The organism is uncultured Lamprocystis sp., from assembly GCF_903933125.1.
Taxonomy (GTDB): Bacteria; Pseudomonadota; Gammaproteobacteria; order Chromatiales; family Chromatiaceae; genus Thiodictyon.
Window position 1 is genome coordinate 1 of record NZ_CAIZIZ010000145.1, and the last position, 12,726, is coordinate 12,726.

Annotated in this window: 9 protein-coding genes; 4 read left to right on the top strand and 5 right to left on the bottom strand. The window is 62.8% G+C overall.

The features are described from left to right. Positions 1–382: 382 nt before the first annotated feature. Positions 383–1,525, top strand: coding sequence for a peptidase C39 family protein (locus QZY03_RS07095; protein WP_295579585.1), 1,143 nt, complete (start codon positions 383–385; stop codon positions 1,523–1,525). Then, on the top strand, positions 1,518–2,999 hold the full coding sequence (locus tag QZY03_RS07100) for a RimK family protein (RefSeq protein ID WP_295579539.1): 1,482 nt from the start codon (positions 1,518–1,520) through the stop codon (positions 2,997–2,999). Before QZY03_RS07095 ends, QZY03_RS07100 begins: the two co-directional genes overlap by 8 nt. 128 nt (positions 3,000–3,127) lie before the next feature. Here the strand turns inward: QZY03_RS07100 and QZY03_RS07105 are convergent, their stop codons facing one another. Further along, positions 3,128–3,310 (bottom strand): hypothetical protein, encoded by a 183-nt coding sequence (locus tag QZY03_RS07105; protein ID WP_295579541.1) that lies wholly within the window; start codon positions 3,308–3,310, stop codon positions 3,128–3,130. A 330-nt stretch (positions 3,311–3,640) separates the two neighbouring features. Here QZY03_RS07105 and QZY03_RS07110 point away from each other — a divergent pair, with 330 nt between their 5' ends. After that, positions 3,641–4,732, top strand: a complete 1,092-nt coding sequence (locus QZY03_RS07110) for an AAA family ATPase (protein WP_295579543.1) — start codon at positions 3,641–3,643, stop codon at positions 4,730–4,732. Between the two features lie 206 nt (positions 4,733–4,938). Next, on the top strand, positions 4,939–6,297 hold the full coding sequence (locus QZY03_RS07115) for a VWA-like domain-containing protein (protein WP_295579545.1): 1,359 nt from the start codon (positions 4,939–4,941) through the stop codon (positions 6,295–6,297). A gap of 393 nt (positions 6,298–6,690) precedes the next feature. Here QZY03_RS07115 and QZY03_RS07120 read toward each other — a convergent pair whose 3' ends face one another. Genes QZY03_RS07120 through QZY03_RS07135 form a run of 4 tightly spaced genes read right to left on the bottom strand, consistent with a single transcriptional unit; the run spans position 6,691 to position 12,725 of the window. Continuing rightward, the gene (locus QZY03_RS07120; RefSeq protein WP_295579548.1) at positions 6,691–7,683 is read right to left on the bottom strand and encodes a hypothetical protein; all 993 of its coding nucleotides are present in this window, start codon (positions 7,681–7,683) and stop codon (positions 6,691–6,693) included. A gap of 26 nt (positions 7,684–7,709) precedes the next feature. Continuing rightward, on the bottom strand, positions 7,710–9,764 hold the full coding sequence (gene brxL / locus QZY03_RS07125; protein WP_295579549.1) for a protease Lon-related BREX system protein BrxL: 2,055 nt from the start codon (positions 9,762–9,764) through the stop codon (positions 7,710–7,712). Between the two features lie 19 nt (positions 9,765–9,783). Beyond that, the gene (locus QZY03_RS07130; RefSeq protein ID WP_295579552.1) at positions 9,784–10,122 is read right to left on the bottom strand and encodes a hypothetical protein; all 339 of its coding nucleotides are present in this window, start codon (positions 10,120–10,122) and stop codon (positions 9,784–9,786) included. Positions 10,123–10,157: 35 nt separating this feature from the next. Beyond that, positions 10,158–12,725 carry a PglZ domain-containing protein gene (locus QZY03_RS07135; RefSeq protein ID WP_295579554.1) on the bottom strand — a complete coding sequence of 856 codons (2,568 nt, stop codon included), beginning with the start codon at positions 12,723–12,725 and terminating at the stop codon, positions 10,158–10,160. Position 12,726 lies beyond the last annotated feature (1 nt).

Sequence of the window (12,726 nt, forward strand, 5' to 3'; positions counted from 1 at the left end):
ATCCCGGCCGCCGATCGTTGGGGTTCGTTCCTCACCCCAACCTACTGCGCTCAAGTCGCCCCTACATGACAGCAATCGCCTTAGGGGAGCGCAGCGCATCCACCATCAGCCGCGCCGTCGGCACGCTGCCGGCGGCGGCCGCCCAAATTTGGAATTGCTGGTACAAGCGGATGATATCAAGAGAAAAAGCGTCTAAGGTGTTACACTTGGCGCAACTTTTTCGGTAAACCGTCACCCGGCGCCGCCGACCGCCTTGAAGGCAAACGAGAATCCGGCCTGATCCGGTCGATGGTGTTCCGCCAATCGCCTTCGCCCGCTACCCGGACCCAACCCAGTGCCCAGCCAGTCCGCCCATGTTTCGCAGGGGACCGAACCCGCCGGCGTGTCCGCCCAAGCCGGGCCGACTCCCTGTATCCGCCAGGCCAAGGTGGAGGATCTGCGCGCCCTGGTGCAGTTGGAGAACGCCTGTTTCGATAGCGACCGCCTGACCCGCCGTCAGTTCCGTTACATGCTGACGCGCGGCCATGCGCACACCTTGGCGGCTGAGGACGCCGACGGCGCCATCCTGGGCTATGTTCTGGTGTTGCTCAGCCGCGGGACCTCGGTGGCGCGGCTCTATTCGATCGCGGTGGCGCGCGAGGCGCGCGGCCGGGGCGTGGCGCGGGCCCTGGTGGCCGCGGCGGAGGCGGCGGTCTGGCGCGAGGAGCGCGCCTATCTGCGGCTGGAGATCAGACGCGACAATCTGGCGTCGCAGGCCTTGTTCGAAGGCGCCGGCTATCGCCGGTTCGGAGTCCTCAGCGATTACTACGAGGACCACATGGAGGCCCTGCGCTATGAGAAGACGCTGGCCCCGGATCTCAAGTCCGAGCTTCAGCGGGTGCCCTTCTACGAGCAGACGCTGGAGTTCACCTGCGGCTCGTCCTGTCTGATGATGGCGATGCACGCCCTGAGCCCCGAGTTGGTGCTGGACCGTACGCTGGAACTGCGCATCTGGCGGGAGGCGACCACCATCTTCATGACCTCTGGTCACGGCGGCTGCGGTCCGTTCGGGCTGGCCCTGGCGGCGCAGCGGCGCGGTTTCGCGGTGGAGGTCTTCATCAACGATCCGGGTGTCCCCCTGGTGGACTCGGTGCGCAGTCCGGACAAGAAAGAGGTCATGCGCCTGGTCCACGAGGATATGCAGCAAGAAGTGACCCGACTCGGCATTCCGGTCCATTATCGCACCCTGTCGCTCGACGCCCTGGCCGCGCGGTTCGACGCCGGCGCCGTCCCCATGGTGCTGATTTCTTCCTATCGCATCTATCAGGAAAAGTTTCCGCATTGGGTGGTCGTGACCGGCTTCGATACCCACTTTGTTTATGTTCATGATCCCTTTGTCGACTACAAAAACGGAGAGAGCACCCTGGACTCGATCAATATGCCGATTCAGCGCGGTGAGTTCAGTCGGATGAGCCGTTACGGCCGGGTCGGCCTGCAGGCGGTGGTCCTGGTGTCCCTGCCGGCCGGGATCCGCGCCGATGGCTGAGCATCTCTTGCTGGTGGAACAGGAGGCCGACTGGAAACCCGCGTTTCCGCGCCTGCCGGTGGTCAGCGCCCGCGACTACCTGGCGGGCGGGGAACTGGCCCAGCGCAAGGATTTACGGGTGATCAATCTGTGTCGCGGTTACCGCTACCTGTCGGTCGGTTACTATTGTTCGCTGCTGGCGGAGGCGCGCGGGCACAAGGTGATCCCGTCGGTGCGCACCATCCAAGAACTCTCCAGCCGCGAGATCTACAGCCTGGAGACCGAGGAGTTGGACGCGCTGGCGCAGCGTCTGCTGCGCCGCCGCAAGGCCGGCGCGCTCACCCCGACGGCCTATGAGTTGACGATTTGTTTCGGCCACTGCGATGTGCCGAGCCTGGAGCCGCTGGCGCGGCAGATCTTCGAGACCTTTCGCTGCCCCATTCTCAAGGTGGAGTTCAGACTGCAGGGCACCTGGCGTATCGGCGCCATCAAGGCCCTGCCGCTCACCGCCGTGCTGGAGGAGGGCGAGGCGTCGTTCTTCAGCGCCATGGAGGGGTATCTGACCCGGCGCTGGCACCGCCCGCGGGCGCGGCTCGCCTACCGCTATGACCTGGCGATGCTCTATGACCCGGCGGAGGAGCTGCCGCCGTCCGACAAGAAGGCGCTGGCGCTGTTCGTGCGCGCGGGCAAGGCGCTGGGGGTCAACGTCGAACTGATCCAGCGCAAAGACTACAGCAAGCTCGCCGAGTACGACGCGCTCTTCATCCGCGAGACCACCCGCATCGGGCACCACACCTTTCGCTTCGCCAAGAAGGCCGACAGCGAGGGCATGGTGGTGATCGACGACCCGGAGTCCATCCTGCGCTGCACCAACAAGGTGTACCTGGCCGAACTGTTGGCCGCCCACAAGGTGCCGCGCCCCAAGACCCTGGTCCTGCGCCGCGAGAACCTGATGGATGCGGCGACACAGATTGGCTACCCCGTGGTGCTGAAGATTCCCGAGGGGTCATTCTCGCGCGGGGTCTTCAAGGCGGCGGATCGGGCTGAACTGACCCGGATCGCCGGCCGGCTGTTCCGCGAATCGGATCTGATCCTCGCCCAGGAGTATCTTTACACGCCCTTCGACTGGCGGGTCGGGGTGCTGGGCCGCAAGCCCTTTTACTGCTGCAAATATCTGATGAGCGGCGATCACTGGCAGATCGTCAAACACGAGTCCGACGGCCGCCACACCGAGGGCGGCTTCGAGACCCTGAGCATTGCCGAGGCCCCGCCGGCCGTGGTGCGCATGGCGCTCAAGGCCGCCGACCTGATCGGCGACGGGCTCTATGGTGTGGACCTGAAGGAGACCCCCGATGGCCCGGTGGTCATCGAGGTCAATGACAACCCCAGCATGGAGGCCGGGGTAGAGGATCTGGTCTTGGGCGAGGAGCTTTACCGGCGGCTGATCGGCGAGTTCGTCGAGCGGCTGGATCGGCGGCGGGCAGGGAAGAAGTAGGCGTTGGCCGACCTGCCCGCCAGGCCAGCCGTCGGTCCGCGGCTTCGCAGCACGTCCAATCCACCAACAGCCTCGCTACCCGCGGCGGCCACCCAAATTAGGAACTGCCGCGTCCGACCGGCGCGGTCTCAGCCGCCCAGGCCGACGAACCAGGACTTGTGATCCATCCGGGCCATCCGGTGGGCGCGCCCCTGCATCATGCGCCCCGTGTCCAGTGCGCTCAGGCGCGGCCCGACCGGGTGCCGCAGTGAGCGAAAACCGCGGATTTCCGCGCTGGTGCGAATCCCTGCCGACGTCTGTAACCTGATCATGACCGCCAACCTCTCGATTGAAAACTGCGTTTCGTGTGGTGCGGACGCAAGGAGCCCCCGGTTGTACGGTGTGACGTCGGCGTGAACCGCCGCCGACCACCGGACATCGCCCCCAGCCCACGCTTAATCATAGTCCAACCGCGTGAGATGTCACGGGGTGAGTGTCCAATGCGTGCTGCTGTTCGCAGCGGGGTCGAATTGAATTCCTCTCGTGCCGGTTCCAGCTTCGGGCTCTGAACCTGCCGGCCGCCCCAAGCTCAAGACCGCAAGCCGGAAACGGCGATGGGTGTCGGATATATCCAACCACCTCACGAGGAGCGGTCCTACCCCATGAATATCCCGGCAGTATCCATCGCGGCGGCCAAGCAAGCGCTGATCGAGCAGTACACCGACCCCTTGCTGCGCCGCCGCGCTTCCATGCTGTGGGGTACCCGCGGCGTGGGCAAATCGTCCGTCGTGCACCAGGTGGCAGCGCACTTCGGTGTGCCGCTCGTGGACTTGCGCCTCACCACCATCGAGCCGGTGGACATCCGCGGCGCGATCTGGGTGGACGAGCGGCAGTCCAAGACCCTGTGGTTTCCGCCGGAGTTCCTGCCCGGGCAGGATGAGCCCGACGGCATTCTGTTTCTCGACGAACTGACCGCGGCCGATCAACGCCTGCAGATCTCGGCCTATTCGCTGATCCTGGACCGCCGTGTCGGTCACTATTGTCTGCCGGATGGCTGGCAGGTCATCGCGGCGGGGAACGCCAGCTTCCACGGGGCGGTCGCCCACGATATGGGCACGGCGCTCGCTGACCGGATGTTCCATTTCAACGTACAGACCGCCATCGACGCCTTTCTGGCCCACGCCCTGACCAGGGGGTTTGCACCGGAGGTGCTGGCCTATCTCAAGGTGCGGCCCGATAAGCTCGACGATACCCAGGCGCAACTCGCCAACGATCATCTGGTGGGGGCGAGCCCGCGCGGTTGGGAAGACGTCTCCAACGTGCTCAAGTCCGGGTTGTCGGAACCGGCCAAGCGGGTCTTCGTCCAGGGGCGCATCGGCGCGGCCAACGCGGCCGAGTTCTTCGGCGTACTGCGCGAAATCCAGGCGGGGGTCGACGTGCTGCGGCTGCTCGCTGCGCGGCCCGGGGCAGAGACCGCGGCGCTGCTGCCGACCAGTCTCGACGCGCTGTACGGCATGATTTACGGGCTGCTGGCGGCGATCCAGGACGCCGCGACCCTCACCCGCGCGCTGGAGATCATCGAACAACTGCCCGATGCCCGCGCCACCACCCCGTTGCCGATCCGCGAGGCCCAGACGCTGGTAATGGAACTGCTGTTCCAGCGTGCGCTGGAATCCGGTCTGGAGGCGGCGATCTTCGACAGTCCGGCGTACCGGCGCTACAGCGCGCAGCGCAAGGCCGAGGGGCTGGTTTGACTAGGTCTCCCTCGTGACGGCACTAAGGCAGTCAAACTGCCCCGTGGGAGCGGCCTCCGGCCGCGATCGGGGTCGCCGTGAACGCCGCGCGGTCGAGATCCCGCGAGGTCCCATCGCGGCCGAAGGCCGCTCCCACGGGGTTGCGTTAGGACTTTCAGGGTAGACTCGCGCCTTTACAGCTCATTTAGTACCAGCAGAGGGCGGTCATGCACACCCACCGCGGCACCCGGGCGATTCAGCGGCTGGTCGAGTATGCGCCCTCCAGCGGCGGTCTGGCCCTTTGGGTCAAACACCTTGATCGGGATGATGTTTCAGATACACTAAATGCTGCAAATGATGGCACTGCCATCTTCTACGGCCCGGCGTTCAGCATCTTGCCGCTCACCGAACAGGCCGGACTGGTCGCTCACGAGGTTCTGCATGTCGCTCTGCGTCACCGCCAACGCTACGTGGCGTTGCGTGGTCTGCTCGGCGACGTGGATCTGCAACTCTTCAATTGTTGTGCCGACGCGATCGTCAACAGCGCGCTTGGGCACCTGACGTGGCTGGAACTACCCTCAGGCGCGGTCGGTCTGGACAGCATCCTGGACACGGCGCTCGGTATTCGGGAGCCGGTCGAAAAATCCCTGCTCGAATGGGATCTGGAGCGCCTCTATCGTGCCATCGACGACCGCCGCCTGCCGCATCCGTCCGGCCCGGCCGCCAGCCGCACCCCGACCAATTCCGGCAAGGCCGCCGCCGGTTCCCAGCACCAGGGCGCGAGTGACAACCACGAGCACGAGCATGAGGATGAAACGGCGGGACGCTGGACGGCGCGGCTCGATGGTCCGCGGGCCGCGCGGGTCCGGGGTCTGGCGTCGCGGATCCAGGAAGACCTCTGGCCGGGTGCGGACGAGAGCCGTCCCGAGGCCGAAACGGAGGAGGCACGGGAATGGGGTCAGCGCCTCGCGCGCGCCCACACCGGCGACGGCACCTTCTCGCTGCTGCGGGTGCTGCTGGCGGATCTCCCCAAGGTCCGGACACCCTGGGAGCATGTGCTGCGCACCCATCTCACCCGCGGCCTGTCGCTCCAGCCTGGGCTGTCGTGGTCGCGTCCGTCGCGCTCCTACCTGGCGAACCAGGGCCGCGTCGGCACCCGTGGGCGGATGCCCTGGGAACCGGGGCGGGTCTCCTCTCGCGCCGTCGCCCGGCTGGTGGTGATGGTGGATCTGTCGGGTTCCATCGACGCCCCGCTGCTCGACCGCTTTGCCCGGGAGTTACAGGCGGTGACGCGGCGGCTGGAGGCGCGGGTGATCGTCATCCTCGGCGATGACCGGGTGACCGGGGTCGAGATCTTTGAGCCTGGCCGTTTCAAACTGCCCGATTTGGTCTGCGACGGCGGCGGCGGCACCGATTTCACTCCCTTGCTGCGCGAGGCCGACCGCCATCGCCCGGATTTGGGCCTGTTCCTGACCGATCTGGATGGTCCGGCCGATTTCCGCCCCCGCTGGCCGGTGATCTGGGCGGTGCCGGTGGCCAACGAGCAGGTCGAGGCACCCTTTGGGCGTAAGTTGGTGTTGGGCTGAGTGGATCGTTCAGGGTTTTTGGCAGGAGTGTCGGGTGATGCAACTTGTTCAGACCTTCTCGGCGTTGATCCGTCGACGGATCGGACAGGCCGTGTTTGGCATAAAGACAGTGTTGGTCGGCCCATCACGCCTTCGGTTGTGCTTTGCGGCAGAGCATCACCATCTCTCGCCTCGCGGGCTTTAGGTTGTCCCCCCGCTGTGTCACGCTCCTAGACTTGGCGATACCCGCCAGTAAGCCTTGATCATGGTTCCGGCCGCGATCCTGATCAGTTCCAAAATTTATTGACAGGATTAACAAGATTTACAAGATTGATAACGAATAACATGGTGTTGTGCGAGGAGCAGCGCGACCGGTTCATGGTTCCATCGGACGATTTCAGGTAAGAACGAACCCTATTTCTTGGCGATCGAAGCGGCGGCTTTATTCATTTGTTCGGTAAACCGTCCTAATGATGCACCTTCCTGTGCGCGAGAATCGATCATGGCAAAGCGCACGATTTCGGCACCATGTACCCCGCTCGTCGGCCAACCGCGGTACTGCGTGTAGGGTGACGATTGAAAGGATAGTAACTGACCAAAAGCTGCGGACAATGTCGGTATATTGTCGTCCAACTTTTTGCAGATCCGTTCCGTGTAGTACTGTGCAAGTCCTTCGACAAGCACGAGATCACTCGATGCGAAGGCCGATACATCCCAGCGGTTGCCGTCGATGTCACCGCCGAGATGGGTGTATGCATGGGCGAGCTCGTGGGTCAGCGTGATCGTTGTCAGGTCCTCGATGCTGACGCCGATCAAGGGCGCAATAAGCCCTATGGCCATCCAGTAAATCTGGATCTGGCACCTTCTGAAAAAATAGGCACCGAGAACGTCTGTTTCGATCTGAAAGATTCGGTTACGAAGCGCCTCGATCCGCTTGATGGCTAGAAGCAACCGAATGTACTCAGACAACGCGTGGGCGTCGCCCGGTTCTATCTCACCAGGATTCTGAAGTATCCTCGCGCGGTCAAAGTCGCTAACCAGGACGCTAAGTCCCTCCGCTGTTTGTTCCAGCAGTGGGGCGTTGATCGCCAGCCACCACAAGGACGGATCAGGATCTTGAAGGAGCGCCTGCTCCAGCGGCTTGGGAAGACCGTCGATAATCAGTATGGGTACAGCGTTCCGGTCATCTCCGATCGATAACTTGAAACCGGTCTCCGTACGGACCAGCTCGCGTATCCGCAGATTCCAACGCTTATGAACACGCTTGATCCGCTCATAAACATCGGTTGCAATCAGCTCCTGAAACTCCCTCGGAACAGACGGTGCCGTCTGCTTTTCCTCGGCGGTGTTCGGATGCACACCGTAGTAATCTTTCCCAAATTTCGGCGATTCCGTCTCTGACATCATCAGTCACCAATGCAGTCTGCTTATATTTACCCGATACCAAGAGACAAGACCGCCGCCTTAGTCGGCGAATCATAGAACTGCCACTGAATCGCCGTCAGGATGGCGTCAGGCACCTCAGGCAGGTCGCGCTTGTTCTCGCTCGGGATCAGGATACGCTTGGCGCCGGCCTCGACCGCGAGCTGCATACGTTCCGGCAGTGCGTTGACCTTGAGCAGTAGGCCCTGGATGCTCATCTCGCCAAGTACGACGGTTTGGTTCTGCACGGGTTTATCGAGCAGACTCGACACCATGGCGATGAAAAATGCGACGGCGGTTTCCGCACCCTCTTGCGCTTGATTCAGATTGATCGCCTGCACAGTGAAGTCGTAGGCCTTCAGATCATGGTCGATACCCAGGTTCTTCAGGTTGGCTTTGAGATAGGCATCCGCGGTCTTCAGTGCCTCCTTCATCTTGGGCGACAAGTTGCCGAGCGCCACGATGCGCCCGGACCCGCGGTTCATTTGTGTTTGCAGTAAGAACAGTGCGAGGCGATTGTCGGCACTGTCGCTGCCGATGGTGTAGACGCTTCCGGCGGGCAAGCATTCCTCGGTGATGATGGAACAGCCGCCCATTTCCGGTAGCGGCACGAAGGTCTCCTGCCCCGACTGCTTTTCGATATACGAGAAGCTGGTATCCCAATACTCCAGGCCGCCCCTTTTCTTGAGCTGCTCCTTGACCCGTCGCCGCATCTCCATCGCGTAGCCGACGTACTCAGTCAGCTCCTCCTTGGTTACCTCGCCGTTCGGATTGAGGAGTTTGACCAGTCCGGACACCGTCTTGCGTACGGCCTTCTGGTCGCGTCCGCCTAAATGGCTGCCGAAGCGTAACTCACGCTCCGCATAGTCGGCATAGCTGCGCTTGCGCAACTCCCGAAAGACCTCGGCGAGATAGTCTGTCACAACACCGAAGTGATCCGTATAAGTCGCATCCGACGTTTTTTGGAACTCCCAACCCGGGATATAGGCATGAATACGGTCGAAAAATGCCGTATCCATCTCCTTGGGCATGGGGTAGAAGAGGTTGGAGGTCCGGACGATGGTTTCGATGTCGCCGTCGATATTGCCAACGAAGACAATCGCCCCCTCGGCGTTAATGATGTCGCGCCCGCGGCTGAAAGTTCCGTCCTCCATATACCCCTTCATGATGTTGATGCCGCTCTTATCGGTGAAGCGGATACCGGCCGCCTCGTCGAACGCGACCACATCCCAGAGCGCCACCAGGCCCCGCTGCCCGGTGCTCAAATTGACGAACATCTGGGCCGTCGTGGTCTGCCCTCCGGAGACCAGGTGGCAGTAGGGGCTGAGCTGTTGATAGACGAAGCTCTTGCCGGTCCCTCGCGGCCCCAACTCGACGAGGTTATAGTTTTTCTCCACGAACGGGACCAGGCGCAACATATAGTGCAGCTTCCGGCGTCGCGTGTAATAGGGGTGACTCGGCTCGTAACCCATCGATCGCATGATGAGGTCGAGCCATTGGTCGCTGGAGAAGGAACCTCGGGCCGCGAGGAAGCTGTCGATATTGCGGTTCGATAGTTGGATAGGACGCAGGCTCTCGACAAAGAACGGGCGGTTCTGGCCCTTGAAGACATAGGCGTCATCGTAACGGAGGACGATTTCCGCCCAGATGCCGCCCATCAGCAGCCGATCATGGTCGTGGACCAGACTGTCCTCGACGTTGATATAGTCGAGATCGAGATTCGACAGACGGCCCCAGTATTTGTCATGGGTCTCGACCAGCCGTACCGAGATCTTGTCGATGATCTCGTAGCGCGTGTGGCGCTTGATGGCAGACTTCACCGCCTCCCGCTCGTCTGGTTTGACGTACTTGGCCGTCAGGGTCTCGCGAACGAATTCCAGACCCTCTTGGATGACGTCCTCGTCCGTCGATGCGCAGTACTTGCCAAGCAGGAACTCGATTACGAACGCGGGCACGCCATAGGCGCTGCGCATACGGCGCAGCAGGTCTTTGCGCACCACCAGGCCGGGAAATGCCGCGTTGGCGAGGCGATCCAGATCGTCCAGCATCAGCGAGCGGTCGTTCATGGTTGATTCATGATCAATATCACGTCACTTGTCTTGCGCGTTCGAGCAATTCGCTCTTACGCCTTTCCAGAGACGCGAGTCTCCTTTTTAGGCTAACTATTTCGGTATCGACCTTCTGCAAGTCGTGCTTGATTCTTTGCGCTTCCACGTCTTTACCGCCGCGGAGTTCCAGGGCCAGTGACTCGACTTCAGTGCGAAATAGCTTCAGGTAGGGATTGCCGTGGGCGTAGTATTGACGGCATTGCAGTTTACCCGCTCTCACCGCTTCGAATATCTCGTCTTCCGTAAACCCGAATTCCCTACAGGCATTCTTGTGACTTAAAGTTGCGCCTTGCTGGTTCCACTGGGATTCCGACATCTTTGGCTACCGGGTGGTGAATTGCGAATTAAGGTTTACATATCCCGGCCAATGGTCAGCTTGATGCCGCCCGAGGGAAACTGTTCGGTCGTTTCGCTATCGCGGATATCCAGGTCCAACAGTTCACCTTGTTTGAACGATGCGGCCGTGTGGAAGAACAATGTCACGGTCTGCTCCTGGTCCTGGGGTTCGAGCCGGATCTCTTTGGGTCCGGAGGCCAGCACAGAGCCGGCACCCGCTGCCGCGTTCGCACCGTAGCGCCGAACGTCCAGTGTGAGCGTCCTGCCCGTTTCAGCGAACAGCGACAGTTGGCCGTGTGCGGACGTTCCGGCCGCTGGCCGCAGGATGACCTTCACGGCCGTGCGCACCAACTGAGTGGTCTGCATCACGACCTCGACCCCGATCCGCTTTGCCGTTACCGGATAACTCTTCGAGGTCAGGTGCGGGATGATCAGTTCTTGAACCGCGGCACCGCCGTGCGAAAACGACTTCTCCGCCATGAAGAAGGCCAAACCCGGTGGGACCGCAACGCGAACGCTGGCGTCCCAGGGGCAGGCGAAGGTGGCGAGCGGCAGGTCCACGCCCGCTGGGACCAAGGCGTAGCGCTCCTTGCGGACGTGGCACCAGTCCTTCTCGCACGGCACCTCGTCCGGCAATTGCTCCGCATCCAGCAGGATGAAGCCGTGGTCGGTGACGACATGGACCCGCTCGAATCCCCAGCGGTGGAGCTTTCGGACCAGCCTGGCGAGTCGCTCCACCTCGATCTGCAGGTGGCGGATCAGGGTCTGAGCTTCCCCGTGGCCAATGCTATCGACCTCGTCGTGGCCTGACACCACCAGCAGGTTGCCAAGCCCTGCAGGCGGCTCGGAGTAGCCATCCAGCTCGGCGATGTCGCGGCACACGGCGCCAAAGGAGGTGAGCCAATCCAGGCGATTGGCGCGCACTGAGGTGTCCTTGCCATTGACCAGCGGTTGCACCGTGTTGCCCTTCCAGGCCAGCGTCACCGCCGCCTTGCCCAAGGGCAGGAGGGCGGTCATGCCAACCGCAGTGACGGTGGGCAGGGCCGCGACCATCGGTTCGACCTCGACCTCGTGCCCGCGCAGTGCATCGCGTAGCGCGAGCGCGCAGTCATAGCGCAGGGCATCCACGATGACGACCGCGCGCTTGCCCTTCGCGGACCACAGGGTCTTTTCCAAGCGGCCAGTGACTGGTGGGATGCCGGGGATCGTGACCGACCCAGCGTCGGTAATGCTTTTGAAGAATCGGTTGTTGAGGACGTTGGCATAGGCCCCGTAGCAGCGATCCAGGACCCGGGTCACGCCGGGCAGGCCCTCCTCTTCGGCCCGTGCGCGCAGCCGAACGTGTTGCCGTTCGATGCTGTCCGCGGCCTCGACATAGACCCGCACCAACGCGGCGCTGCCCGTTGCTTGCTCGGCCCGGTTTTTCGCCTGATCGCAAGCGCTCACAAAAATGTCCAGATCGCGCAGGAGCGACCAGGCCCCGATGGGTGCGGAGCTCGCCTTGGCGTATTCGCACTCCCGCTGAATCAACTCTCCGTGGTCCTGGAAGAACGGGTCCACCGCCGACGATTTGCACGCCGCCGCGTCGAAGGCCAGCCGCACCTCGTCCCAACGCAGTCGGACCAGGTGTGGAAACCCGAACGAACACCCCGGACGCCCCTTCGCCCATGCGCTGAGGTCCAGCTTGTGCTCGACCTCCTGTATCCATTGGTCCCAGGCCCCACGGCCCTCGCTGTCCCGCAACCAGCGCTGGAGCAATTGCAGGTGGTGCGGATGCAGAGTCAGCGGCGGCAGCCGGGTCATGAAGGGGAATTCAGCCGGCTCGCCATAGCCGATGTAGGTCTCGGTCAGGGCCAACACCGCAACCAGCTCGCGGACCCAGTCGTCCAGTGACCCCGTCGAATACTCAAAGCCGTAACGCTCTCGAACCGCGGCGATCAACTCGTCCTGCAAGCCATCGTCGCCTAGGGCCTTCCAGGTCGATTCCGGATCGACGCTCAGGTCCAGGAGTGTCCGGTCCAGGTCACCCAAGAGGCGCGACTGGGCGAGCGCCGGTGTGAGGGTCTCGCTCCAGAACTGGGCCGGCCGATCGACGAAGCGGCCGACATACTTCGCCAGCACCGAGTCCTGCCCGCCCTCGTACAGGCGCCGCTGCTCGCCCACTCCGGACGGCAAGGCCGCTCCCGCCTGGCGTAGCAGCCCGAACAGGGTCGGCCGCTTGCCGTTGATGCGCCAGTCGATCCCACCGATCCGATATTCGGTCAGGAGGTCGAGCGGCGGCTCGCCAGCGGGACCCGGCCGTTCGAGGCAATCCTCCGGCACGGGCAGATAGACGACGAACCGCAGCGATCTCCGTAGGTCCGGTCCGGCCGCCGCGAGGGCGCGATGGATCTGGTACTTGACCCAGACTTGCCCGCGCCCCTGCTCCAAGTCATAGCGCAGGAGTCGAAAAGGCGCCTGGATCATGGCCGCTAGATGCCCCTCGAAGGCGTCCAGCAGGCGTGCGAACTCTTGGCGCTCGTCGAACCAAAGGCACACCTGGGCGCGCTTCTCGTGCTGGAAGCGTTGGCTAAGCTGGTTCATA